The organism is Streptomyces sp. Mut1, assembly GCF_030719295.1.
Classification (GTDB): Bacteria; Actinomycetota; Actinomycetes; order Streptomycetales; family Streptomycetaceae; genus Streptomyces; species Streptomyces castrisilvae.
This window is the reverse complement of sequence record NZ_CP120997.1, coordinates 4347570-4373020: the sequence shown is the minus strand read 5'-3', so window position 1 is coordinate 4373020 and position 25451 is coordinate 4347570. Positions and strand designations below refer to the sequence as shown.

Sequence of the window (25451 nt, the reverse complement as noted above, 5' to 3'; positions counted from 1 at the left end):
CTCGTACACAGTACGAGAATAGTGGATGCTTGGATGGGACGGTGGAGCAACCCAGGTGAGAGGGGATGAGACCGTGACCCGCACCGACGGGCCCGGCGCGGGCGGCGTCGACCCGCGCGAACTGTGGTCGGCGCCGGACCGGCCCCGCCGGGGGCGCAGGCCCGCCTTCAGCCGCGACGCGATCACGGCGGCGGCGGTCGCCGTCGCGGACGCCGAGGGGCTCGACGCGGTCACCATGCGCCGGGTCGCCGCCGAGGTGGGCGCGGGCGTCATGTCGCTGTACAGCTACGCCCCCGACAAGGAGACGCTGCTCGACCTGATGATCGACCGCGTCTCCGGCGAGCTGCCCACCAGCGACCCGCTCACCGGCGACTGGCGCACCGACCTCAAGACCATCGGCCGCCTCCAGCGCACCCACATGCTCCGCCACCCCTGGCTGCCCGCCGCCGTGCAGGAGCGCCGCACCCTCGGCCCCCACACCCTCGCCTTTCTCGAACACGCCCTGACCGCCCTGCGCCCCAGCGGGCTCGACGGGGCCGCCCGGCTGGAGGTCTTCGCCCAGCTCACCGCGTTCGTGGCGGGCCACACGGCGTACGAGGTGAGCCGGGCCAGAGCCGAGCAGGCGCCCGGCCGCGCCGCCGCCGAGGCGCTCTACCTCGCCGAGGTCGCCGCCGACGGCCACCACCCGGAGCTGGCCCGCGCCCTCGCGTCGGCCGGACGGCCCGGCACCCCCGACGCCACGTTCGAACGCTTCCTGAGCCGCCTCGTCGACGGCCTCGACGCGGGCTGACCGGGCGCCGGAAACCGCCTCGCGGACTGACCGGGCACCGGAAACCGCCGCGCGGGCTGACCGGGCGCCGGAAACCGCCTCGGCCCCGGCCCGCCGGGCCGGACGAGAACCCCCTTTCCGGCCCGGCGGCCAGAGGGGGAACCCCCGTCCGGCCCGGCGGGCCAGACGAAAAACCCCCGTCCGGCCCGGCGACCAGACAAGAAACCCCCGTCCGGCCCGGCGGACAGACAGGAAACCCCCGCCACCCGCCCTCCGGCCGCGCGGGGAACAGGCGGGCCGAACCACCTCGGACCCCACCCCGCGACCGCGCGGGAAACGCCTCGCGCCCCGCCCGACGCCTGTGGAACAGTCCGGATCATGGACCCCACCGCACACGACGACGCCATCCTGATCACCCCGCTCTCCGAGCGGCCCGCCCTGATCACCCGGATATACGAGATCGACAACACCTGGCCGCCCTTCGTCCCGCACGACCTGGTCGGCAACGCCCTGGTGGGCCGGGTGCCGGGTGAGTTCCCCGCGTACTGCGTGGTGGCGACCGACGGCGACCGGGTGGTTGCGCGCGGGCTCGCCGTGCCCTTCGACGGCACGGCCGAGGGCCGCGAGACAACCCCCGACCAGGGCTGGGACCGGGTGCTGAGCTGGGCGTTCCTGGACCACTGGGACGGGCGGGCGGTGTCGGCGGCGAGCGCGCTGGAGATCGTCGTGGACCGGGCGTACCTCGGGCGCGGCCTCTCGTACCGGATGCTGGAGGCGCTGCGGAACGCCGCCGCCCAGCAGGGACATGACGCGCTGTTCGCTCCGGTCCGCCCCACGGCCAAGCATCTGCATCCGCACGTCCCGATGGCCGCGTACATCGGCCGCCGGCGCGACGACGGGCTGCCGGAGGACCCGTGGCTGAGGGCGCACGTCAGGTCCGGCGGCACGATCGAGAAGGTCGCCCCGGCGTCGATGACGGTCACCGGTTCGCTCGCGCAGTGGCGGGAGTGGACGGGCCTGCCCTTCGACCGCGACGGCGACACCGAAGTGCCGGGCGCCCTCGTCCCGGTGCGGTGCGATCTCGCGCACGACCTGGCGGTCTACGCCGAGCCGAACGTCTGGGTACGGCACCGGACGGCCCGACGGCTCCCCTGAGAGGCGCCGCGTGTCATACCCAGGTGCCAGGACCCGCCCGGCACGATGAGCACCCCGGTATCACGCGCTCTCCGGCACCGGGCGGGCATCGTGAGGGCCGTCCGCCGCACACGCCGTCCGTGTGCGATGCCGCCCGAACCGGGGAGTTCCAGGTGACCGCAGTCCCGCGTACGCGTATCCACGACCGCCGGCAGGTGCTCGTCACCGGGCTCGCCGCCTCCGCCCTGCTGGCCACCTCCGCCGTACCGTCGGCGGCGGCCGGCCGCCGGGGCGCGGGCGCCCCGTCCGCGAAGGGCGCGCCCACCGCCCGGCTGCCGCGCCCCACCGGCCCGTACGACGTCGGGTGCACCGCCCTCCGGCTCGTCGACCGCACCCGGCCCGAGCCGTGGGCGCCGGACGCGTCGCCGTACCGGGAGCTCATGGTCAGCGTCCACTACCCCGCCGCCCCCGGCCGGGCCGGGCGCCGGGTGCCCCACATGACCGCCGCGGCGGCCGCCCACTTCGGGGGACCCGAGGGGGCCGCCGCGATGAACCTGGGCATGGCCCCCGGGTCGGCGGACTGGGCGGCCACGGTCGGCCATGCCCACCGGGACGCGCCCGTCGACCCGCGCGCCGGGCGGCTGCCCGTCGTCCTGTACTCCGCCGGGCTCGGCGACCCCCGCACCTGGAACACGGCACTGGTGGACGACCTCGCCAGTCACGGGTACGCGGTCGTCACCGTCGACCACACCTACGAGGCCACCGAGGTGGAGTTCCCCGGCGGCCGTCTCGCCACCATGCGGATCTTCGACGGCGCCCCGCCCACCGACCCGGACGCGGTCAGCGCCCTGCTGCGCAAGGTCGTGGCCGTACGGGTCGCCGACACCCGGTTCGTGCTCGACCGGCTGCCGGGGCTGAACCGGACGCTGTTCGGAGGCGTACTCGATCCGGGCCGGACCGGGATGTTCGGCCACTCCGCGGGCGGCTTCACCGCGGCCCAGACGATGCACGACGACCCGCGCGTCCTGGCCGGCGTCAACATGGACGGGCAGATGGACTACGTCGGCGGGGAGCCGGACGGCAGCCGGCTGAGCACGGTGGCGCGGGACGGTCTTGACCGGCCGCTGCTGCTCATGGGTACGGACGGCGAGGGCTCGGGCGACTACCGGAAGCAGCCGTCCTGGGCGGCCTTCTGGCGCAACACCCGCGGCTGGAAGGCGAACGTCACGCTGACCGGCTCACGCCACGCCTCGTACACGGACGCCCAGTTGCTGCTGCCGCAGCTGGCCCGCCAAGGCGCGGAGCCCGCCGGCGGACTGGCGGAGACCGTCGGGACGGTACGGCCGGACCGGGCGGCGGCCGCGAGCCGGGCGTATGTGACGTCGTTCTTCGACCGCCGGCTGCGCGGCCACGACGACGGGCTGCTGGACGGCCCGTCCGACCGGTTCCCGGAGATGGTCTTCAGCCGGTGACGGACCCGGCGCGTGTGAGGACGGCAGACGGCACCGGCCCCCGGGGATCTCTCCCCGGGGGCCGGTGCCGTGCACAGCTGAACAGGAACTGCCGATCCGTCAGGATCAGAAGTCCATGTCACCGCCCGGCATGCCGCCCGGGGCGCCCGCCGGAGCGGCCTTCTCCGGCTTGTCGGCGATGACGGCCTCGGTGGTGAGGAACAGCGCGGCGATCGACGCGGCGTTCTGGAGGGCGGAGCGCGTGACCTTCGCCGGGTCGAGGATGCCCTCGGCGATCATGTCGACGTACTCGCCGGTCGCGGCGTTCAGACCGTGGCCGACGGCCAGGTTGCGCACCTTCTCCACGACGACGCCACCTTCGAGACCACCGTTGATGGCGATCTGCTTCAGCGGGGCCTCAAGGGCGAGCTTCACGGCGTTGGCGCCGGTCGCCTCGTCACCCGAGAGCTCCAGCTTCTCGAAGACGGCCGAGGCCTGGAGCAGAGCCACGCCACCACCGGCGACGATGCCCTCCTCGACGGCGGCCTTGGCGTTGCGCACCGCGTCCTCGATGCGGTGCTTGCGCTCCTTGAGCTCGACCTCGGTCGCGGCACCGGCCTTGATGACGGCCACGCCGCCGGCCAGCTTCGCCAGGCGCTCCTGGAGCTTCTCGCGGTCGTAGTCCGAGTCGGAGTTCTCGATCTCGGCACGGATCTGGTTGACGCGGCCCTGGACCTGGTCGCTGTCACCGGCACCGTCGACGATCGTCGTCTCGTCCTTGGTGATGACGACCTTGCGGGCGCGGCCGAGCAGGTCGAGCCCGGCGTTCTCCAGCTTGAGGCCGACCTCCTCGGAGATGACCGTGCCACCGGTGAGGATGGCGATGTCGCCGAGCATGGCCTTGCGGCGGTCGCCGAAGCCCGGGGCCTTGACGGCGACGGACTTGAAGGTGCCGCGGATCTTGTTGACGACCAGGGTCGACAGGGCCTCGCCCTCGACGTCCTCGGCGATGATCAGCAGCGGCTTGCCGGACTGCATGACCTTCTCCAGCAGCGGAAGGAGGTCCTTCACGTTGCTGACCTTCGAGTTCACGATCAGGATGTACGGGTCGTCGAGGGACGACTCCATGCGCTCCATGTCGGTGGCGAAGTACGCCGAGATGTAGCCCTTGTCGAAGCGCATACCCTCGGTGAGCTCCAGCTCCAGACCGAAGGTCTGGGACTCCTCGACGGTGATGACGCCTTCCTTGCCGACCTTGTCCATGGCCTCGGCGATGAGCTCGCCGATCTGGGTGTCGGCGGCGGAGATGGAGGCGGTCGAAGCGATCTGCTCCTTGGTCTCCACATCCTTGGCCTGCTCCAGGAGGGCGGCGGAGACGGCCTCGACGGCCTTCTCGATGCCCCGCTTGAGAGCCATCGGGTTCGCACCCGCGGCCACGTTGCGCAGACCCTCGCGGACGAGCGCCTGGGCGAGAACGGTGGCGGTGGTCGTACCGTCGCCGGCGACGTCGTCCGTCTTCTTGGCGACCTCCTTGACCAGCTCCGCACCGATCTTCTCGTACGGGTCCTCCAGCTCGATCTCCTTGGCGATGGAAACACCATCGTTGGTGATCGTGGGGGCGCCCCACTTCTTCTCAAGGACGACGTTGCGGCCCTTGGGGCCGAGGGTGACCTTGACGGCGTCGGCGAGCTGGTTCATGCCGCGCTCAAGACCGCGCCGGGCCTCCTCGTCGAACGCGATGATCTTGGCCATGTGAAGTGGTCCTCCCGGACAGGGGTGGATTGCTCCGGACCGAGTGGCGCCCGCGACGGACGGCCTGCGTGCCTGGCGGTTCCTTGCCCCACCAGGCGTGCGGGCCTCACCGGCCCGGTCCAAATTCTGTCACTCTCACCTGGAGAGTGCTAAGCCAATGATTAGCACTCGACCCCCGAGAGTGCAAGCGTCACCCGTCGGCATGTGGACAGGCCCAGGGACGGACAGGCCGGACGCGCGAAGGGTCCGTACCTCTCGGTACGGACCCTTCGCGCGTGCCTGGTGTCGTGGCCGACTGTGTCGTGGCCGTGCCGGGCTCAGCCGACGGCGAGCTTGACCATGTCCGCCTGCGGCCCCTTCTGGCCCTGCGAGATCTCGAATTCAACTCGCTGACCCTCTTCGAGGGTGCGGTACCCGTCCATCTGGATCGCGCTGTAGTGGACGAAAACATCCGCACCACCGTCGACCGCGATGAAGCCGTACCCCTTCTCCGCGTTGAACCACTTGACGGTGCCCTGAGCCATGCCTAACTCCCCTATTACTGGCCCTTGCACAGGCCCACACTTCGCGGACCCGGGTCAGAACCCACCCTCCGACAGGAGAGAGTGTGTGCGCTGGAGCGCGCCGACCGCGGCTGAATGTATCTGTCCAACTGCCCTCTGCAACAGGTCAATCGGACGACAATTCTGCGCGGCACCGATCGCCCGAATACGGGGAACTCGCGAGATTGCGGGGCAAGTCGGGCCCGGCAAAGGCGACTTATGGCGCAAGGGGACCAGGCACTTTGGCTGCTTCTAGTCGTGGCGCGGCGCATTCTCATATGCGAGTGACACGGGCAGCGAAGGGGACTTCCCACACTCTACCCCGTTCAACCATGCAGAATTGCCCCCTCCGCTTCTCGTGCGGAGGGGGCAATTCCGTTAATGCGTCGAAGTCGGGGCCGATCTTGAAAGGCCCCCGGCGTCAGCAGCCGCCGGCGACCGCGGGAATGATCGAGATACCGGCGCCGTCCGGGGTCACCGCGTCCAGACCGCCCTCGAACCGGACGTCGTCGTCGTTGACGTACACGTTGACGAAGCGGCGCAGCTTGCCCTGGTCGTCCAGCACGCGGGCGGCGATGCCCGGGTGGTCCTTCTCCAGCGAGGCGATGACCTCGGAGAGGGTCGCGCCCTCGGCCGGGACCTCGGCCTGGCCGCCCGTGTAGGTGCGGAGGATGGTGGGGATGCGGACCTTGACGCTCATGTTCGGGTGCCCTTCCTGGAGACTGGAGTGGGTCGGAGGCTGCTCAGCTGGTGGCGAGTCCGGCCGCGCGGAAGGCGTCCAGGCTCGGGCGGATCGTCGCGGTGGCCTGCGAGGTGGCGGCGACCGCGTCCAGCGTCTTGAGGCCGTCCCCGGTGTTCAGGACGACGGTGGTGAGCGACGGGTCGAGCAGACCGGCCTCGATCAGCTTCTTCGTCACGCCGACCGTCACCCCGCCCGCCGTCTCGGCGAAGATGCCCTCGGTGCGGGCCAGCAGCTTGATCGCGTCGACGACCTGCTCGTCGTCGACGTCCTCGACGGCGCCGCCGGTGCGGCGGGCGATGTCCAGGACGTACGGGCCGTCGGCCGGGTTGCCGATCGCCAGGGACTTGGCGATCGTGTTCGGCTTCTGCGGGCGGACCACGTCGTGGCCGGCCTTGAAGGCGGCGGAGACCGGGGAGCAGCCCTCCGCCTGGGCGCCGAAGATCTTGTACGGCTTGTCCTCGACCAGGCCGAGCCGGATCAGCTCGCGCAGCCCCTTGTCGATCTTCGTCAGCTGCGAGCCGGAGGCGATCGGGATGACGATCTGGTCGGGCAGCCGCCAGCCGAGCTGCTCGCAGATCTCGTACGCCAGGGTCTTGGAGCCCTCGCCGTAGTACGGGCGGAGGTTGACGTTGACGAAACCCCAGCCCTCGCCGAGCGGGTCGCCGATGAGCTCCGAGCAGAACCGGTTGACGTCGTCGTAGTTGCCCTCGATGCCGACCAGCTCACCGCCGTACACCGCGGCCATGACGACCTTGCCCTGCTCCAGGTCGTGCGGGATGAACACGCAGGACCGCAGCCCCGCGCGGGCGGCGGCGGCGCCGACCGCTCCGGCGAGGTTGCCGGTGGAGGAGCAGGACAGGGTGGTGAAACCGAAGGCGCGGGCGGCCTCGACGGCGATCGCGACGACGCGGTCCTTGAAGGAGTGCGTCGGGTTGCCGGAGTCGTCCTTGACGTACAGGCCGCCGGTCACACCCAGCTCGCGGGCGAGGTTGTCGGCCTTGACCAGCTTGGTGAAGCCGGGGTTCAGATTGGGCTTGTCCGCGACATCGGAGGGGACCGGGAGCAGCGGCGCGTAGCGCCAGATGTTGTCCGGACCGGCCTCGATGCGCTTCTTCAGCTCGTCGGGGGAGCCGCTCGGCAGGTCGTACGCCACTTCGAGCGGCCCGAAACAGGACGCGCAGGCGAAGATCGGGCCGAGTGCGAACCGCTCGCCGCACTCGCGGCAGGAAAGCGCCGCGGCGGGACCCAGGTCCACAGTGGATTCGGTGTGTGCTGCGACAGTCTCAACAGCCATGATGGCGAGGCCCTTTCTCCTCATCTTCCTCGTGACGCGTTTCGCCACAAGACGGAATTGGCACCTTCCCCACCGAACCTCGCGGTCGGCAGGAGGGTTGCCGGGACTTCAACGGGCCGTTCCCTCTGTCCCTCTGGATGAGCGCTGTGGCACTGGACCATGGATCCAGGCGTTTGTCGGCGTACGGACCCCGGCATGCGACGGTCGTACGCGTTGTTCAAGACTGTAACCGAAGCATCGGACTGTTGAGATAGTCGTCCGAACCGCGAGATGGATCACATACAGGGAGTATCGACCGTGCTCGAAGAGGTCGAACGCTGGCTGGCCAGGCGTTCCTGGTCGGCGGCCGACCGCCCGCAGGCGAGTGCGCAGGCCGTCGTGAAGGGTACGCACGGTCCGGGCGTGAGCGTCGTTCTACCCGCTCTCAACGAAGCCGAGACCGTCGGGGACATCGTCGCCACCATCCGGCGCGAGCTCATGGAGAAGGTCCGGCTGGTCGACGAGCTCGTGGTGATCGACTCCGGCTCCACGGACGCCACCGCCGACGTCGCCCGCCGTGCCGGGGCCCGGGTGGTCCACCGCGACGCGATCCTGCCCCGCCTCCCGGCCGTCCCCGGCAAGGGCGAGGTGCTGTGGCGCTCGCTCCTGGTGACCAGCGGCGACATCCTGTGCTTCATCGACGCGGACCTGAAGGACTTCTCCGCGGACTTCGTCTCCGGCATCGTCGGCCCCCTGCTGACCGAACCCGATGTGCAGTTCGTCAAGGCCATGTACGACCGGCCGCTCGGCGAGGTGGCGGGCCAGGGCGGCCGCGTCACCGAGCTGGTGGCCCGGCCGCTGCTCAATCTGCACTGGCCGCTGCTGGCCGGCTTCGTCCAGCCGCTGGGCGGCGAGTACGCCGTACGCCGCTCGCTCCTGGAGCGGCTGCCGTTCCCGGTCGGTTACGGGGTGGAGCTGGGCCTGCTCGTCGACGCCCTGCACACCGTCGGCCTGGACGCCCTCGCCCAGGTCGATGTCGGCGTCCGCGTCCACCGCCACCAGGACGGCCAGGCGCTCGGCCGGATGGCGGCCGCCATCTACCGCACCGCGCAGGTGCGGCTCTCCCGCGGCCATCTGGTCCGCCCCTCGCTCACCCAGTTCGAGCGCGGACCGCACGGATTCGTCCCGCACACCCACCCGATCGACACGCAGGAGAGGCCGCCGATGCGGGAGATCGAGGAGTACACGGCCCGCCGCGCGGCCTGATCACACCCCGTCCCCGTCCGACTTCGTACGTTTGGGCGGTTGTGGATCGGGCTAGATTCCGGCCATGGTCTCCGAGCACGCCCCCCAGCCCGCTGCCCAGGTCCTCGTCGCGTCCAACCGCGGCCCCGTGTCGTACGCGGTGCGCGAGGACGGCTCACTCGAAGCGAAACGGGGCGGGGGCGGGCTCGTCTCCGGCCTGAGCGCCGTAGACGACAAGATGTGGGTCTGCGCCGCCCTCGGTGACGGCGACCGCGAGGCGGTGCGCCGCGGGGTCGGCGAGCCGGGCGTCCGGATGCTCGACATCGACGCCGGCACGCACGCCGACGCGTACAACGGCATCGCGAACTCGGTGCTGTGGTTCGTCCACCACATGCTCTACCAGACCCCCGTCGAGCCCGTCTTCGACGCTGAGTTCCGCAGGCAGTGGGCCTCCTTCGAGGCGTACAACCGGTCCTTCGCCGAAGCGCTCGCCGAGGAGGCGGGCCGGGGAGCGGCCGTCCTGGTGCAGGACTACCACCTGTCCCTGGTCCCCGGCATGCTCCGCGAACTACGCCCCGACCTGCGCATCGGCCACTTCTCGCACACCCCGTGGGCGCCCGTCGACTACTTCCGGCTGCTCCCCGACGACATCGCCGAACAACTGCTGCGCGGCATCCTGGGCGCCGACCGCGCCGCCTTCCTGACCCGCCGCTGGGCGGACGCCTTCATCGGCTGCTGCACGGAGATCCTGGGCGGCACCGGCCGGACCAGGATCGGGGTGCACGGGCTCGGCGCCGACGCCGCCTTCCTGACCCGCCGCGCGCACGAGGCGGACGTGGACGAGCGGATGGCCGCCCTGCGCGAGCAGGTGGGCCCCGGCCGCAGGACCGTCGTCCGGGTCGACCGCACGGAGCTGTCCAAGAACATCGTGCGCGGCCTGCACGCCTACCGCGCCCTCCTGGACGAACACCCCGAGTGGCGCGAGCGCGTCGTGCACGTCGCGTTCGCCTACCCCTCGCGCCAGGACCTCGCCGTCTACCGCGCCTACACCGCCGAGGTCCAGCGCGTCGCCGACGGCATCAACAAGACGTACGGGACGGCGGACTGGACGCCGGTCGTCCTCCACGTCAAGGACGACTTCGCCCGCTCCCTCGCCGCGTACCGCCTGGCCGACGTGGCCCTCGTCAACCCGATCCGGGACGGCATGAACCTGGTCGCCAAGGAGGTCCCGGTCGTCTCCGACGAGGGCTGCGCCCTGGTCCTCTCCCGGGAGGCCGGCGCCTACGAGGAGCTGGGCGAGCACGCGATCACGGTGAACCCGTACGACGTCTCCGCCACCGCCGAAGCGCTCCACGAGGCGCTGACGATGCCGGACGACGTCCGCGCCGCCCGCTCGCAGCGCCTGGCCGAAGCGGCCACCGCGCTGCCGCCGCAGCAGTGGTTCCTGGACCAGCTGGAGGCGCTGCGGCGGGGGTAGGTCAGCCGGTACGGTCCGCCAGCCGGCCGGCCAGCGCCCGCAGGTACTCCACGACAGCCCCCGGCCCCGGCAGCAACAGGTCGGCCTGATCGGCGAGTTCACGCACCTCGGTGCTGCCGCTGCAGAGCAGGAGCCCCGGGACCGGGTCGGCCTCGTCGGTGCGCAGCTTCTCCACGGCGGCGTACGCGGCGAGGTCGCCCAGGTCGTCGCCCGCGTAGAGCACGGAACGGGCGCCGGTCTCGCGCACGTATTCGGTGAGGGCCACGCCCTTGTCCATGCCGGGCGGGCGCAGCTCCAGGACCATGCGGCCCGGTTCGACGATCAGCCCGTGGCGGGCGGCCAGTTCGCCGAGGGGGCCGCGCAGCGCGTCGAACGCGCCCTGCGGGTCGGCCGCGCGGCGGGTGTGTACGGCGAGCGCCCGGCCCTTGTCCTCCGTCCAGGTGCCTTCCCAGGAGCCGAACCGGTCCAGTACGCCGGGGAGTTCGGCCCGTGCGGCGGCGACTCCGGGGGGCGGGGCGGGGGTCTGCACGGTTCCGGTCGCGGCGTCCCAGCGCTCGGCGCCGTAGTGGCCGAGGACGACGAGGTGGTCCAGGCCGGCGACCCCGGCGAAGCCGCCGTGGCGCACGGCGACACCGGCCGGGCGGCCCGTGATCACGGCGACCGACGCGACCTGCGGGGCGAGCTCGGCCAGCGCCTCGACGGTACCGGGGTGGGCGCGGGCCTGGTCCGGGTCCGGGACGATATCGGCGAGCGTTCCGTCGAAGTCGAGCGCGATCAGGGCCTCGGCCGGGCGGGCGAGGATGGCGGCGAGGCCGTCCCGGCCGGCGGGGGTGGTCGGGGTGGGAGTGTGCGGATGGCTGCCCATGCGCCGAGCGTAGCGGCGCGGCGCGCCGGATGCGGGCCCAACGCCCTTCGGGGGCGCTGCCCCCGTACCCCCGCTCCTCAATCGCCGGAGGGGCTTGATTTCGGGCGGGTAGGGAACAGGGCCACCGCAGGCGTAACGCACCCGCACCCCGACGCCCCTCTACCGCCGCCCCCGCCGGGCCTCCCGCACGCGGCGTAGGCGGTTGACCGTCACCGGGTCCTCCTCCAGCGCCCGCCGGTCGTCGAGCAGCGCGTTCAGGAGCTGGTAGTAGCGGGTGGGAGAGATCCCCAGCCCTTCCCGGATCGCCCGTTCCTTGGCGCCCGGACCCGCCCACGACTGCCGCTCCACCGCCAGGACCGCGCGGTCGCGGTCGGACAGGGGGGCGGGCTCGTCGGGGCCGGTGGGGCCGTTCGGGGGGAGGGCGGTCATATCAGCCAATATATGGCGCGGACTCTCCCCACGAAACGGAGAGCCACCGCCGCTCCCACGAAACGGGGGCCGCCGCCGCGCGGGCGCTCCGGCTACTCCGCCGCCTCGGCCGCGGTCGCCTCGCGCGCTATCTTCGCGAGCACGGTCTCCGGGTTCGCGCCCGACTCGACCGCCTTGCCGATGTTCTCCTTGATCGACTCGCTGGCCTGTGCCCAGGACGTCTTGCCGAAGGGGTAGAACTCCGCCTCCGGCAGCGTGGTGAGGAACTGGTGCAGCGGCTTGAAGTCGGGGTTGTCCTCCATCGACGCCGACGCGCTGTCCGTGACCGGCAGCATGTCGTACGTGTCGGCGAACTCGATCACGTTCTTGTCGCTGAACATGAAGTCGAAGAACTTGCCGATCTCGGCCCGGTGGCCGTTCTCCTTGAACCCCATGATCCAGTCGGCGACGCCCATCGAGCCCTCGGTGGGGCCCGTCTCGCCGGGCAGCGGGACCATGCCGACGTCGATGCCCTTGCGCTCGGCCTCCTCCATCAGCGTGGGGTGGCCGTTGAGCATGCCGACCTGCCCCTTGGTGAACGCCTCGAAGGCTTTCGCGCGGTTGAGCTTGCCGGGGGCGACGGGGCCGACGAGGCCCTTGTCGACGAGGTTGGACTTCAGCCAGGTGAACGTCTTGACGTTCTCCTCCGAGTCGATGTCGTACGAGCCGACGTCGTCGGTGTAGGAGCCGCCGCCGCTGAGCATCCACATCAGGGTCTCGGCCTGGGACTCCTCCTGGCCGAGCGGCAGCGCGAAGGGGTACGTCACCCCGCGCTGCTTGAGCGCCGCGGCGTCACCGGCGATGTCGCTCCAGGTCTGCGGGGCCGGGAGGCCGGCCTGGCCGAACAGCTTCTTGTTGTAGAAGAGCAGCCGGGTGCTGGCGACGAAGGGCAGCCCGTACTGGATGCGGTCGACGCGGCCGGCGTCGGCGAGCTTGGGCAGGAAGTTCGCCTGGACGGGGATGCTGAGCATCTGGTCGGCGGAGTAGAGCTTCCCGGCCTTGGCGTAGTCCGCGTAGGCGCCGATCTGCGCGATGTCGGGCGCATCGCCCGCCTTCACCATCTCGGCGACCTTGCGGTCCACGTCCGTCCAGGGGTAGACGGTGACCTCGACCTTGATGCCGGGGTGGGACGCCTCGAAGCTGCGGGCGACTCCGTCCCAGTACTTGTCGGACTTGTTCGCGTCGCTCGTGCCGTAGTCGGCGGCGACCAGCTTCAGCGTGACGTCTCCCGAGCCGCCGCTGCCTCCGCAGCCCGCCAGCGTGGCCGTCATCCCCAGTGCGGCGACAGCCGCCGTCAGTCCCAAGTAACGCCGCTGCACAGCCTGTCCGTCCTCGTCGTTTACGCCTCCCGCGGTCCCCGCATCCGCAGGAGGCCCTTCGGGTGGGCTGCGATTTTCTCCGCCATCGACGCAAAGGTCTACACCACGGAGCCATCGCCTCCACAACGCAGCAGCATTGCACGGGACGTGCGGCGGCTGCTAAGTAGGTCTCGACGTAAGGGTCTTATTGGTCCAGACCTTCAACCCCCGGCGTCGCCGGTATCGCCGAGCCGTTCCTCCCGCAGCCCCACCCGCCCAGCCGCAAGGAGCCGTCCCGCATGTCCCGTACCGCATCTGAAATTGCCACCCAGCCCAGCTGCTGGCGGCGTGCCGCGCAGGCGGGCGCGGAGTTCGACGGGCTGCCGCGGCCCGGTGAGCGGGTCGCCGTCACCGGGTGCGGCACCTCCTGGTTCATGGCCATCGCCTACGCGGCGCTGCGGGAGGCCGCCGGGCAGGGCGAGACGGACGCGTACGCCTCGTCGGAGTTCCCCGTCGGGCGGCCGTACGACCGGGTGGTCGCGATCACCCGGTCGGGTACGACGAGCGAGGTGCTGGCACTCCTGGGCGAGCTGCGCGGGAGGACGGCCACCGTCGCGCTGACCGCCGACCCGAAGACGCCCGTGATGGAGGCGGCCGACGCGGTGGCCGTGCTGGACTGGGCCGACGAGGAATCGGTGGTCCAGACCCGGTTCGCCACCACCGCGCTCGCCTTCCTGCGGGCGGGCCTGGAGGCGGCGGGGCCGCTCCCGGCGGGCGTGAAGACGGTCACCGAGGCGGCCGTGGACGCGGAGCTGGCGGTGACCGAGCCGCTGGACGAGGCGGTGGTCGCGGCCGAGCAGTGGACGTTCCTCGGACGCGGCTGGACGTACGGCCTGGCCCAGGAGGCCGGGTTGAAGATGCGCGAGGCGGCGGGCGCCTGGACCGAGTCGTACCCCGCGATGGAGTACCGCCACGGCCCCATCTCGATCACCGGGCCGAACCGGGTGGCCTGGGTCTTCGGCGCCCTGCCCGAGGGCCTGGCGGGCGAGGTGGCCGCGGTCGGCGGGACGCTGGTCGCCCACCGCTCGGCGGACCCGATGGCCGATCTGATCCGGGCGCAGCGGCTCGCGGTGGTGCTGGCCGAGTCGAAGGGGTACGACCCGGACCATCCGCGCAATCTGTCGCGCAGCGTCATCCTGCCGGGGTGAGCCGGGCCCCCGGCCGGACCGGGGGCCGTTCTCGACAATCCGGGCCGATCCCCGTAACCGGTACCGGGGATTTTGTATGGATGCGCAACAAACAGGGATAGTGGACTAGACCTTTTGGGGTCCGTCGGGCGAAACTGTTTCCCGTGAAACACGTCATCGCCCTCGATGTGGGCGGCACCGGAATGAAGGCCGCACTGGTCGGGGCCGACGGCGCCCTGCTCCACGAGGCACGGCGCGCGACCGGCAGAGAGCGCGGACCCGACGCCGTCGTGGAGTCGATCCTCACCTTCGCCGCCGACCTGCGCGCACACGGCGAGAAGCACTTCGGGCAGAGCGCCCTGGCCGCGGGCGTCGCCGTCCCCGGCATCGTCGACGCCGAGAACGGGATCGCCGTCTACGCCACCAACCTCGGCTGGCGCGACGTACCCATGCGCCGGCTGCTCGGCGACCGGCTCGGCGGAGTGCCGGTGGCGCTCGGCCACGACGTGCGCACCGGAGGGCTCGCCGAGGGCCGGATCGGCGCCGGCAGGGGCGCGGACCGCTTCCTGTTCGTCCCGCTCGGCACCGGCATCGCCGGAGCCATCGGCATCGGGGACGCGATCGAGGAGGGCGCCCACGGCTACGCGGGCGAGATCGGCCACATCGTGGTCCGGCCGGACGGCCCGGACTGCGGCTGCGGCCAGCGCGGCTGCCTGGAGACCCTGGCCTCCGCATCCGCCGTCAGCCGCGCCTGGGCGGCGGCTTCCGGCGACCCGGAGGCGGACGCCGCCGACTGCGCCAAAGCCGTCGAGTCGGGCGACCCGAAGGCCGTCGCCGTCTGGCGCGACGCCGTCGACGCGCTCGCCGCCGGCCTCGTCACCGCGCTCACCCTGCTGGACCCGCGCACGATCATCATCGGTGGCGGTCTCGCCGAGGCCGGGGAAACCTTGTTCACACCACTCCGTGCGGCCGTCGAGGAACGCGTCACGTTCCAGAAGCTGCCCCACATCGTCCCGGCGGCCCTCGGGGACACCGCCGGATGCCTGGGCGCAGGGCTGCTCGCCTGGGATCTTCTCTCCACGGAGGTATCCGCCTGATGGCCGGACGCGCAGACAGCACCGTTCTCGCAGGGGCCCGGGTGGTACTGCCCACCGGAACCGTCGAGGACGGGCGGGTGATCGTAGAAGGCACCCGGATCTCCGGCAGCCGGAACGAGGACGCCCGCACCCTGGACCTCTCCGGCCACTGGATCGTCCCCGGCTTCGTGGACATGCACAACCACGGCGGCGGTGGCGGCTCCTTCACCTCCGGCACCGTCGAGGACGTCCTCACCGGCGTCCGCACCCACCGCGAGCACGGCACCACCACCCTGGTCGCCTCCACCGTCACCGGCGAGATGGACTTCCTCGCCGAACGCGCCGGAATCCTCTCCGAACTGGTCGAGCAGGGCGACCTCGCCGGAATCCACTTCGAGGGCCCCTTCATCTCCCCCTGCCGCAAGGGCGCCCACAGCGAGGACCTGCTCCGCGACCCGGACCCGGCCGAGGTCCGCAAGCTGATGGACGCCGCACGCGACACCGCGAAGATGTTCACGCTCGCCACCGAACTGCCCGGCGGCATCGAGTCCGTACGGCTGCTCGCCGAGAACGGCGTCATCGCGGCCATCGGCCACACCGACGCCACGTACGAGCAGACCGTCGAGGCCATCGACGCCGGCGCCACCGTCGCCACGCACCTCTACAACGCGATGCCCGGCCTCGGCCACCGCGTGCCCGGCCCGATCGCCGCCCTCCTGGAGGACGAGCGGATCACCGTCGAGCTGATCAACGACGGCACGCACCTGCACCCGGCCGCACTCCAGCTCGCCTACCACCACGCGGGCGCCCACCGCGTCGCCCTGATCACCGACGCCATGGACGCGGCCGGCTTCGGCGACGGCCGCTACCAGCTGGGCCCGCTCGCCGTGAACGTCGAGAACGGCGTCGCCCGGCTCGTCGAGGGCAACTCCATCGCCGGCTCCACTCTCACCCTGGACACCGCCTTCCACCGGGCCGTGACCATCGACCGCATCCCGGTCGACGACGTGGTGCAGTCCATCTCCGCCAACCCCGCCCGGCTCCTCGGCGTGTACGACAAGGTCGGCTCGCTGGAGCCCGGCAAGGACGCCGACCTGGTCGTCCTGGACGAGGACTTCCGCCTCCGGGGCGTCATGCGCAAGGGCGAGTGGATCATCCGGCCCGAGGCCGTTCCCGCGTGAGCCGAGTACGCGACTCCACGTGAGCCGGGTACGCGGCTCCGCGTGAGCCGAGTACGTGACTCCGCGTGAGCCGGGTACGTAACGAAGAGACGGCGGTTGGCCCGGAGGCCTGGGCCGACCGCCTCCCTCTTTGGCATGATCACCCGGGAAACCAGCACAGAAAGCGCGTTCCGGCACGGAATCAGCGCTCAGCACGGAGCGAAGGGGCGGCCGAGGTGATCCTCACGGTCACGCTGAACACGGCACTCGACCTGACCTACGGCATCCCCGCCCTCGTACCGCACTCCAGCCACCGCGTCACCGACCTCTCCGAGCGCCCCGGCGGCAAGGGCCTCAACGTCGCCCGCGTCCTCACCGCCCTCGGCCACGACACCGTCGTCACCGGCTTCGCCGGAGGCGCCACCGGAACGGTTCTGCGCGACCTGCTCGCCGCGCTCCCCCGGCAGGGCGCCACCCTCACCGACGCGCTCGTCCCCGTCTCCGGCGACACCCGCCGCACCCTCGCGGTCGTGGACGGCACCACCGGCGACACCACCCAGTTCAACGAACCCGGACCGCACGTCACCGCCGAGGAGTGGACCGCCTTCCTCGGCACGTACACCCGGCTGCTGGACACCGCCGACGCCGTCGCCCTGTGCGGCAGCCTGCCGCCCGGCATCCACGTCGGCGCCTACGCCGAACTCGTCCGGCTCGCCCGCACCGCCGGCGTCCCCGTCCTCCTGGACACCAGCGGCGAACCGCTGCGCCGGGGCATCGCCGCCCGCCCCGACCTGATCAAGCCGAACGCCGACGAGCTCGCCCAGCTCACCGGCTCCCGCGAGCCACTGCGCGCCACCCGTGACGCCCGCCGCCGCGGCGCCCACGGGGTCATCGCCTCGCTGGGCCCGGACGGCATGCTGGCGGTCACCCCGGACGGCGTCTGGCGGGCCTCGCCGCCCGCCCCCGTCAAGGGCAACCCGACCGGAGCGGGCGACTCCGCGGTGGCCGGGCTGCTGTCCGGCCTCGTGGAGTCCCTGAGCTGGCCGGACCGGCTGCGACGGGCGGTGGCACTGTCGACGGCGACCGTGCTGGCCCCCACCGCGGGCGACTTCGACCGCGCGGCGTACGAGGAACTGCTGCCGCGCGTCGCCATCGAGGAACACGCGGCGGGCACGGCCTGACGCCGCGCCCCCGCACCGCACCGGGCCCGCCCGCCGGGCCCGGGGAAACCACAGAGGTCAGCAATGCCGCTCGTCAGCACCGGTGAACTCGTCTCCGCCGCCCAGGCACGGGGACACGGGGTCGCCGCCTTCAACGTCATCACGCTGGAACACGCGGAGGCCATCGCCACCGGCGCCGAGCGCGCCGGGGCCCCCGCCATCCTCCAGGTCTCCGAGAACGCCGTGAAGTTCCACGGCGGCCGGCTCACCGCCATCGCCGCGGCCGCCGCAGCCGTCGCCCGCACCTCCAGCGCCCCGCTCGCCCTCCACCTCGACCACGTCGAGTCCGTGGACCTGCTGCACCGCGCCCACGACGAGGGCTTCGGCTCGGTGATGTTCGACGCCTCCAAGCTCGCTTACGAGGACAACGTCCGGGCCACCGCCGAAGCCGTCGCCTGGGGCCACGAGCGCGGCATCTGGATCGAGGCCGAACTCGGCAAGGTCGGCGGCAAGGAGGGCGAGGCCCCGCTCGACGCCCACGCCCCCGGCGTCCGCACCGACCCGGCCGAGGCCGCCGCGTACGTCGCCGCGACCGGCGTGGACGCCCTGGCCGTCGCGGTCGGCTCCTCGCACGCCATGACCGAGCGCACCGCCGCCCTGGACCACGAGCTGATCGGCCGGCTGCGCGACGCCGTCCCCGTCCCGCTCGTCCTGCACGGCTCCAGCGGCGTCCCGGACGACGAGATCCGCCGGGCCGTCGCCTCCTCCGGCATGGTCAAGATCAACGTCGGCACCGCCCTGAACACCGCGTTCACCGGAGCCGTACGCGCCCACCTGGCCGAGAACACCACGGGCGTCGACCCCCGCAAGTACATCGCACCCGGCCGTGAGGCCATGGCCGCGACGGTGGCCGGCTTCCTCGCCCTGATGGGCTGAGCCGGAGACGCCGCGGCCCCCTCACCCGGAGGCGAGGGGGCCGCGGCGCGCGGTGGTGGGACGGATCAGCTGGTCTGGTGACCGGCCTTCAGCGACAGCTGGTCGAGGTTGGCGTCGCACTCGTCGCCCTCGTTGCACGAGATCATCAGCGTGTTCTCGCCCTTGACGAGGTTCACGTAGGCGAAGGTGCGGGTCCAGCCCTTCTCCAGGTCGCCCTCGGGGGCGTTGGCGTAGTTCTTCATGTTGATGCCGCGCGGGTCCTCGGAGTTGACCGTCAGGGACGTCTTCGCGTCCTTGCCCGGCACGCCGTACGTCACGAACAGCGTGTACTCACCGGCCTCCGGCACCTCGACCGACCAGGTCGCCGACCGGCCGACCTCGTTGAGGTTGATGTACTGCCCGCTGGCGCTCTTGGCACCCTTCACGGAGTTGTCGAGCTGCGCCGTGCCGCCCAGCTTCAGCGACGCCGCGTCCTGCTTCGGCAGCTCGACCGGGGCCGAGGAGGACGGGGAGGGCTCCGGCGTCGGCGACTGCTCGACCTCCGCGCCGGGACCCGCCGACGAGGTCGCCTCGTCCTTCTTCTTGTCCTTGTCGCCGTCGTCCGTCATCAGCGCCGCGCCGATGCCGATGAGCACCACCGCGACCACCGCGACCGCGGCGATCAGCAGGCCCTTGGTGTTCGGACCGCCCTTGCCCGACCCGCCGGAACCGCCGCGCCCGCCCTGCTGCGGCACCTGAGCGGTGGCCGCGCCGCCGGGATACGTCTCCGGGGCCGCGTACTGCGCGTTCTGCTGGCCGTACTGGCCATTCGGCTGGCCGTAGGGCGCCTGCGGCTGCCCGTACGGCTGCTGGTGCGGGACCTGCTGCCCGTACTGGCGCTCGCCGACGGTCCGCACCTGGTTGTACGAGGTCCGGGGCACACCTGGCTGAGCGGCTGGACCCGGGTAGCCGTAACCGCCCTGCCCCGGAGGCTGCGCACCGGCCGCCTGCCCGTCCTCGTAGAGGTAGCCGAACGGATCGTCGTCCTCGGGTGTGCTCGCGCCGTTGTTCCCGGCCATCCCTGGGTCACTCCTCACCATGTCGCCAGCCGTCGCCGAATATCGCCAGCCGTCGCCGACCGGCCGAGCCTACCCCGAATGGACCACGCCAAGAATTGCCGCAGGTCGCGGCGGGAACCCGGACGGGTAGCCGCGGCGAACGTCAGCCGGCTCTGCGGTGAACCTTCGCACGCGACCGCTTCTCGATGTACATCCGCTGGTCGGCGGAGCGCAGCACCTCTTCGGCCGTCATCCCGCAGGCCGCCCAGCCGATGCCGAAGCTCGCCCCGACCCGCACCGCCCGCCCGTCGACCCGGATGGGCGGAATGATGGCGTTTCGCAGGCGTACCGCCAGGTCCGCGGCGTCCGCCGCGCCCAGGCCGTCCGCGAGGACGACGAATTCGTCACCCCCGAGCCGGGCGACCGTGTCCCCGTCCCGTACGCACGTGGTGAGCCGGCGGGCCACCTCGATGAGAACCGCGTCACCCGTGTGGTGGCCGAAGCGGTCGTTGATCGACTTGAAGCCGTCCAGGTCGCAGAAGAGGACCGCGAGCCCCTTCGAACCGTCGTCGTGCTCCGCGTCCGGCGCGACCGCGTGCACATGGTGGTCGAACGCGGTCGCGCCCGGACCGCCCGGCGTGAAGCCCTGCGCCCGCACGTCGTCCGCGTCGCCGTACGCCGCGTCCAGCGCTTCCACGTCGGTGGTGGCCGCCGCGTCCGGGCGGTTGCACAGCCGGGAGCCGAGCCGGGAGCGCAGCTCCGCGCTGTTGGGCAGCCCGGTCAGCGCGTCGTGCGAGGCGCGGTGGGCGAGGTTCAGCTCGTGGCGCTTGCGCTCCTCTATGTCCTCGACATGCGTCAGCAGGAAGCGCGGCCCGTCCGCGGTGTCCGCGACGACGGAGTTGCGCAGCGAGACCCAGAGATAGGTGCCGTCCCGGCGGCCGAGCCGCAGCTCGGCGCGGCCGCCCTCGGCGGAGGTACGGAGCAGGGTGCCGATGTCCTCGGGGTGGACCAGGTCGGCGAACGAATAGCGGCGCAGCACCGAGGCGGGGCGGCCCAGCAGCCGGCACAGCGCGTCGTTGGTCCGCAGCAGCCGCCCGTGCTGGTCGCCGCCCACCTCGGCGATGGCCATGCCGCTGGGGGCGTACTCGAAGGCCTGGCGGAAGGACTCCTCGCTGGCCCGCAGCGCCTGCTGCTCGCGCTCCAGGCGGACCAGGGCCCGCTGCATGTTGGCCCGGAGCCTCGCGTTGCTGATCGCGATGGCGGACTGCGAGGCGTACATCTGGAGGGCCTCGCGCCCCCAGGCGCCCGGGCGGCGGCCGTTGCGGGGCCGGTCGACGGATATGACGCCCAGGAGGTCGGAGCCGCTGCCGGAGGCGTACATCGGGGCGTAGAGCCGGTCCTGCGGGTGCCACTCGTCCTCGAAGCGGGGCTCGGGGCCCTCGGTGTGCCACTGCGGTACGTCGTCGTCGAGGAGTATCCAGCCGTCGGTGTGCGGTATGAAGCGCAGCTCGTCCCATATCTCACCCATGGCGAGCCGCCGCTCCCAGGAGGAGCGGGAGCCGACCCGGCCGGTGATCAGGGCCTCGGCGGCGTGGTTGCCGGCGAAAGCGGCGACGACGAGATCGCCGTCCGGGCGGACGAGGTTGACGCAGGCCAGCTCGTAACCGAGACCGGCGACGATCCCGTCGGCCACGGTCTGCAGTGTGTCGGCCAGGCTCCGCGCCGTGTTGAGATCGGCCACGGCCTGGTGCAGCTGCCGCATCGTCGCAAGACGGACGTACGGCTCCGACTCGGCCTCCATTGCTCGCACTCCCCGAGACCTCGACAGCACTCCAGATTTCATATCGACGTACGTGACGTACTTACTGCAGTGTCACGGCCACTGAATCACAGCGAGCTGTGCACCCGGTACACAGGGTCAACAAATATTGCACTCTGTGACTCAAGTCACAAGATTCGGCAAAGGGGTCGTGGAGAAGCCCGTCGGCGGACGGCAATTCGGCGACGGGTCCTAGGACCCGGCTGGTCCCCTGGCCCGATGCGGGGGCATACCGGGCACGGCTAGCGTTCCCGGTGTGTTGCAGACGAAGCCCCCCACCCCGCGTACCGAGCCCGTCCCCCATGCTGAGGGGGTGAGCAACGAAGAGTTCCGCGGTGCCCTCGCCCGGCTGGCCGCCGGCGTGGTGCTGATCACCGCCCAGGAGCCGCCGCTCGACGAAGACGGGCGCGGCGAGGACGTCGGCATGACCGCGACCGCCTTCATGTCGGTGTCGCTCGACCCGCCGCTGGTGATGGTGAGCCTGCGCAACGACTCCCGGATGGACGACCTGCTGGCGGAGCAGCCGCTGTGGGCGGTCTCGGTGCTGGCGGAGAGTCAGCGGCACGTCGCCGGGCGGTTCGCGATGAAGGGCCGGATCAGCGACCGGCTGCTGTTCGAGGACATCCCGTACGCGCGCGGCGAGATCACCGGGGCCCCGCTGGTCGGCGGGGCGCTCGCGACGCTGGAGTGCCGGACGGAGCAGCGGGTGCCCGCGGGCGACCACACGCTGGTGATCGGGCGGGTGCTCGGCGCGCGGGTGCCGAGCGGTGAGAGCGGCCCGCTGACGTATTTTCGCGGGCGTTACCGGCAGTTGGGCTGAGGCGGCGGGCCGGGGGCCGGGGCTGGCGGCGGGGCGGGGGTCCCGGCAGGCGACGGTTCCGGGCGGGCGGCGGGCCGGGGGGGCGCGTCGGGCGGCGGGTCGGTCCCGCGCGGGCCTCGGGGCCGGATCGGCGGGTCCGGGCGGGCGGCGGCTCGGGGGTCGGGGCCGGGCGGGCGGGGCCGGACGTGGCCGCTGCGGTTACCAGTCGCGGCCCGAGCGGCCGCGCTTCGTGTCGCCGCGCTGTTTCTTCTCGCGCAGCCGGCGCTCGTTGATGCCGCGGGGCACCTTGCGCTTCACGCGCGGCCTGGGGGGCGGGGCGGTGGCCTCGGCCAGCAGGGAGGTGAGCCGGACGGCGGCGGTCTCGCGGTTGCGCCACTGGGAGCGGTGCTCCGAGGCGCGGACGGAGATCACGCCGTCGGTCAGCCGGCTCGCGAGCCGTTCGAGGGCGCGTTCCTTCCACACCTCGGGCAGTGCCTCGGTGGCCGCGAGGTCGAAGCGCAGCTCCACCTGCGTGTCGCTGGTGTTGACGTGCTGCCCGCCGGGCCCGGAGGACCGCGAGAAACGCCACATGAGCTCGGCCTCCGGCAGGGAGACCGAACCGCGGATGACATAGGGCCCGGACATGACACCCATGTTCCCTGCCCCGGCGGGTGTTCGTCACCTCCTTTTGAGATGCCCCGAACACCCTTTCGGCAAAGAAAGTAAAGGCGGACGGAACCTCCCGGTCCCCTGTCGGCGTTATGAACGGTGACGGTAGCTTCGTGATGGCACGAAGCCCGTACCCGACAGATGAAAGGGACTTCCCATGGCAGTAAGCCTGTCCAAGGGCGGCAACGTCTCCCTCACCAAGGAGGCCCCCGGCCTCACCGCCGTCACGGTCGGCCTCGGCTGGGACGTCCGTACCACCACCGGCACCGACTTCGACCTCGACGCCTCGGCGATCGCGGTCAACGCGGAGGGCAAGGTCTACTCGGACGCCCACTTCGTCTTCTTCAACAACAAGGCGACGCCGGACCAGACCATCGTGCACACCGGTGACAACGTCACGGGTGAGGGCGAGGGCGACGACGAGCAGATCAACGTCAACCTGGCGGCCCTGCCGGCCGACGTCGACAAGATCGTCTTCCCGGTCTCCATCTACGACGCCGAGACCCGCAGCCAGAACTTCGGCCAGGTGCGCAACGCCTACATCCGCATCCTGAACCAGGCCGGCGGCGCGGAGATCGCGCGCTACGACCTGAGCGAGGACGCCGCCACCGAGACCGCCATGGTCTTCGGCGAGCTGTACCGCAACGGCGCCGAGTGGAAGTTCCGCGCCGTGGGCCAGGGTTACGCCTCCGGCCTGCGCGGCATCGCGCAGGACTTCGGCGTCACTCTCTGACGCTCCGTCTCTGACGCTCCGTACGTCCGCTTCACAGGAGCCCCCGGCCGAACGTCCTGCGGCCGGGGGCTCCCGCGTGTCCGCTCCCGGGCCCGACTCGCCCCAAGTCCGCCGGATAACGGACACGAACGCACCCCAGTCGGACAAGAACTGGTCAAAGAAATGTGAGGTATTTGTTAGTACACCGTCAATAGCGGTCATTCGGTGGCACGCTCTCGGCTCGTAACCCCCCACGGAACGAGCAACGGAGCACGTATGACCCCCCACATGAACACCCGTCGTGCCGCAGCCCTGGCCGCCGTGGCCGCGATGGTCGTCGTCGGGATGCAGACCGGTGCGGCGAACGCCCACCCGAACACCCCGGGCGACTCCCCCTCCGTCTCCCCCGTCTCCACCCCGGCCTTCAGCAGCGCGTCGGCCCGTACCGCCGCCATCAAGTCCGCCCAGACCGACGCCTCTTCGACCGCGAGCACGCTGAAGCTCGGCGGCAAGGAGAAGCTGATCGTCCGTGACGTGATCAAGGACGCCAACGGCACGGTCCACACCCGCTACGAGCGCACCTACGACGGCCTGCCCGTCCTCGGCGGCGACCTCGTCACGCACACCGCCGCGAACGGCAAGCTCAAGAGCGTCACCAAGGCCACCACCGCACGCATATCCGTGCCGTCCACGACGGCGAAGATCAAGACCGCGGCGAGCGCCCGCAAGGTGATCTGGGCGGGCAGCGGCACCCCCGTCCTCGCCCTGGAGTCGGTGAAGACCGGCGTGCAGAAGGACGGCACCCCCAGCCGCAAGCGCGTCATCACCGACGCCACCACCGGCAAGGTCCTCCAGAGCTACGAGGAGATCGAGACCGCCGGCGTCGGCAACAGCCAGTACAGCGGCAAGGTCGACCTCACCACCACCGCGTCCGGCTCCGGCTTCGAACTGACCGACGGCGACCGCGGCGGCCACAAGACGTACGACCTGAACCAGGGCTCCAGCGGCACCGGCTCCCTCGTCACCGACGACGACGACACCTGGGGCGACGGCACCGGCGACGACCGCCAGACCGCCGCCGTCGACGCCCACTACGGCGCCGCCCTGACCTGGGACTTCTACAAGTCCGCGTTCGGCCGCGACGGCATCGCGGGCGACGGCAAGGCCGCCTACTCCCGCGTCCACTACGGCAACGCGTACGTCAACGCCTTCTGGGACGACAGCTGCTTCTGCATGACCTACGGCGACGGCGCCGACAACAAGAGCGCCCTCACCGCGGTCGACGTCGCGGGCCACGAGATGAGCCACGGCCTCACCGCCTCCACCGCCGACCTCAACTACTCGGGCGAGTCCGGCGGGCTCAACGAGGCCACCAGCGACATCTTCGGCACCGCCGTCGAGTTCTTCGCCGACAACACCACCGACGCCGGCGACTACCTCATCGGCGAGAAGATCGACATCAACGGCGACGGCAGCCCGCTGCGCTACATGGACGAGCCCAGCAAGGACGGCGGCTCGGCCGACTACTGGGACAGCAGCGTCGGCAACCTCGACGTCCACTACTCCTCCGGCGTCGCCAACCACTTCTTCTACCTGCTCGCCGAGGGCAGCGGCGCCAAGACCATCAACGGCGTCGACTACGACTCCCCCACCGCCGACGGCTCCACCGTCACCGGCATCGGCCGGGACAAGGCCGTCCAGATCTGGTACAAGGCCCTCTCCGAGTACATGACCTCCACCACCGACTACGCGGACGCCCGCACCGCCACCGAGCAGGCCGCGACCGACCTGTACGGCGCCGACAGCGCCGAACTCGAAGCCGTCGACGCCGCCTGGAACGGCGTCAACGTCAAGTAACCCGAATGCCTCGGCCAGGAGCC

The 25451-nt window shown here is 71.6% G+C and carries 23 protein-coding genes and 1 riboswitch; of the genes, 13 read left to right on the top strand and 10 right to left on the bottom strand.

From position 1 onward, the window contains the following. Positions 1–73 precede the first annotated feature (73 nt). The 3 genes from P8A18_RS18835 (at position 74) to P8A18_RS18825 (ending at position 3375) form a co-directional block, all read left to right on the top strand. Positions 74–790: a TetR/AcrR family transcriptional regulator C-terminal domain-containing protein gene (locus tag P8A18_RS18835; RefSeq protein WP_306056005.1), complete on the top strand. Its 717-nt coding sequence runs from the start codon at positions 74–76 to the stop codon at positions 788–790. 357 nt (positions 791–1147) lie between these two features. Then, positions 1148–1924, top strand: coding sequence for a GNAT family N-acetyltransferase (locus P8A18_RS18830; protein ID WP_306056004.1), 777 nt, complete (start codon positions 1148–1150; stop codon positions 1922–1924). A gap of 152 nt (positions 1925–2076) precedes the next feature. Continuing rightward, positions 2077–3375 carry an alpha/beta hydrolase family protein gene (locus tag P8A18_RS18825; RefSeq protein WP_306056003.1) on the top strand — a complete coding sequence of 433 codons (1299 nt, stop codon included), beginning with the start codon at positions 2077–2079 and terminating at the stop codon, positions 3373–3375. A 105-nt stretch (positions 3376–3480) separates the two neighbouring features. Here P8A18_RS18825 and groL read toward each other — a convergent pair whose 3' ends face one another. From groL to thrC, 4 genes are all read right to left on the bottom strand, one after another. Further along, positions 3481–5106 (bottom strand): chaperonin GroEL, encoded by a 1626-nt coding sequence (groL, locus tag P8A18_RS18820; RefSeq protein WP_306056001.1) that lies wholly within the window; start codon positions 5104–5106, stop codon positions 3481–3483. Positions 5107–5423: 317 nt separating this feature from the next. Beyond that, positions 5424–5630, bottom strand: a complete 207-nt coding sequence (locus P8A18_RS18815) for a cold-shock protein (protein WP_003967346.1) — start codon at positions 5628–5630, stop codon at positions 5424–5426. A gap of 439 nt (positions 5631–6069) precedes the next feature. Then, a complete protein-coding gene (locus P8A18_RS18810) occupies positions 6070–6348 on the bottom strand; it encodes a MoaD/ThiS family protein (RefSeq protein WP_018553641.1) in 279 nt (92 codons plus the stop codon). 43 nt (positions 6349–6391) lie between these two features. Next, complete coding sequence (thrC, locus tag P8A18_RS18805; RefSeq protein ID WP_306055998.1) at positions 6392–7684, bottom strand: threonine synthase; 1293 nt, start codon at positions 7682–7684, stop codon at positions 6392–6394. A gap of 17 nt (positions 7685–7701) precedes the next feature. Then, positions 7702–7828, bottom strand: a riboswitch (SAM riboswitch). 153 nt (positions 7829–7981) lie between these two features. Here thrC and P8A18_RS18800 point away from each other — a divergent pair. Both P8A18_RS18800 and P8A18_RS18795 read left to right on the top strand, forming a co-directional pair. Then, positions 7982–8929, top strand: coding sequence for a glucosyl-3-phosphoglycerate synthase (locus P8A18_RS18800; RefSeq protein ID WP_306060993.1), 948 nt, complete (start codon positions 7982–7984; stop codon positions 8927–8929). A 64-nt stretch (positions 8930–8993) separates the two neighbouring features. Then, positions 8994–10385: an alpha,alpha-trehalose-phosphate synthase (UDP-forming) gene (locus tag P8A18_RS18795; protein WP_306055996.1), complete on the top strand. Its 1392-nt coding sequence runs from the start codon at positions 8994–8996 to the stop codon at positions 10383–10385. A 1-nt stretch (position 10386) separates the two neighbouring features. Here P8A18_RS18795 and otsB read toward each other — a convergent pair whose 3' ends face one another. From otsB to P8A18_RS18780, 3 genes are all read right to left on the bottom strand, one after another. Beyond that, positions 10387–11250: a trehalose-phosphatase gene (gene otsB / locus P8A18_RS18790; protein WP_306055995.1), complete on the bottom strand. Its 864-nt coding sequence runs from the start codon at positions 11248–11250 to the stop codon at positions 10387–10389. Positions 11251–11409: 159 nt separating this feature from the next. Continuing rightward, positions 11410–11679, bottom strand: coding sequence for a DUF3263 domain-containing protein (locus tag P8A18_RS18785; protein ID WP_018553646.1), 270 nt, complete (start codon positions 11677–11679; stop codon positions 11410–11412). 92 nt (positions 11680–11771) lie between these two features. Further along, on the bottom strand, positions 11772–12989 hold the full coding sequence (locus P8A18_RS18780; RefSeq protein ID WP_306060991.1) for an extracellular solute-binding protein: 1218 nt from the start codon (positions 12987–12989) through the stop codon (positions 11772–11774). A 326-nt stretch (positions 12990–13315) separates the two neighbouring features. On the opposite strand from P8A18_RS18780, the gene P8A18_RS18775 reads away from it, so the two are divergent. The 5 genes from P8A18_RS18775 (at position 13316) to P8A18_RS18755 (ending at position 18535) form a co-directional block, all read left to right on the top strand. Further along, entirely contained in the window at positions 13316–14224 is a 909-nt protein-coding gene (locus P8A18_RS18775; protein WP_306055994.1) for an SIS domain-containing protein, read from the top strand. 143 nt (positions 14225–14367) lie between these two features. Next, entirely contained in the window at positions 14368–15300 is a 933-nt protein-coding gene (locus P8A18_RS18770) for an ROK family protein (RefSeq protein ID WP_306055992.1), read from the top strand. After that, positions 15300–16460, top strand: coding sequence for an N-acetylglucosamine-6-phosphate deacetylase (nagA, locus tag P8A18_RS18765; RefSeq protein ID WP_306055991.1), 1161 nt, complete (start codon positions 15300–15302; stop codon positions 16458–16460). Before P8A18_RS18770 ends, nagA begins: the two co-directional genes overlap by 1 nt. A gap of 215 nt (positions 16461–16675) precedes the next feature. Continuing rightward, on the top strand, positions 16676–17620 hold the full coding sequence (locus P8A18_RS18760) for a 1-phosphofructokinase family hexose kinase (RefSeq protein WP_306055990.1): 945 nt from the start codon (positions 16676–16678) through the stop codon (positions 17618–17620). 63 nt (positions 17621–17683) lie between these two features. After that, positions 17684–18535 carry a class II fructose-bisphosphate aldolase gene (locus P8A18_RS18755; protein ID WP_306055989.1) on the top strand — a complete coding sequence of 284 codons (852 nt, stop codon included), beginning with the start codon at positions 17684–17686 and terminating at the stop codon, positions 18533–18535. A gap of 65 nt (positions 18536–18600) precedes the next feature. On the opposite strand, the gene P8A18_RS18750 is transcribed toward P8A18_RS18755, so the two are convergent. Together P8A18_RS18750 and cdgB are read right to left on the bottom strand one after the other, a co-directional pair. Then, complete coding sequence (locus tag P8A18_RS18750; protein ID WP_018553653.1) at positions 18601–19593, bottom strand: carbohydrate-binding protein; 993 nt, start codon at positions 19591–19593, stop codon at positions 18601–18603. 142 nt (positions 19594–19735) lie between these two features. Beyond that, entirely contained in the window at positions 19736–21373 is a 1638-nt protein-coding gene (gene cdgB, locus P8A18_RS18745) for a diguanylate cyclase CdgB (RefSeq protein WP_306055987.1), read from the bottom strand. 331 nt (positions 21374–21704) lie between these two features. Between cdgB and P8A18_RS18740 the strand changes: the two genes are divergently transcribed. Next, a complete protein-coding gene (locus tag P8A18_RS18740) occupies positions 21705–22211 on the top strand; it encodes a flavin reductase family protein (protein WP_018553655.1) in 507 nt (168 codons plus the stop codon). Positions 22212–22409: 198 nt separating this feature from the next. On the opposite strand, the gene arfB is transcribed toward P8A18_RS18740, so the two are convergent. Then, a complete protein-coding gene (gene arfB / locus P8A18_RS18735; RefSeq protein ID WP_026249992.1) occupies positions 22410–22835 on the bottom strand; it encodes an alternative ribosome rescue aminoacyl-tRNA hydrolase ArfB in 426 nt (141 codons plus the stop codon). Positions 22836–23016: 181 nt separating this feature from the next. Between arfB and P8A18_RS18730 the strand changes: the two genes are divergently transcribed. Next, a complete protein-coding gene (locus P8A18_RS18730) occupies positions 23017–23592 on the top strand; it encodes a TerD family protein (RefSeq protein ID WP_306055986.1) in 576 nt (191 codons plus the stop codon). A gap of 255 nt (positions 23593–23847) precedes the next feature. Continuing rightward, positions 23848–25428 carry a M4 family metallopeptidase gene (locus P8A18_RS18725; RefSeq protein ID WP_306055984.1) on the top strand — a complete coding sequence of 527 codons (1581 nt, stop codon included), beginning with the start codon at positions 23848–23850 and terminating at the stop codon, positions 25426–25428. The last annotated feature ends 23 nt before the right edge of the window (positions 25429–25451 follow it).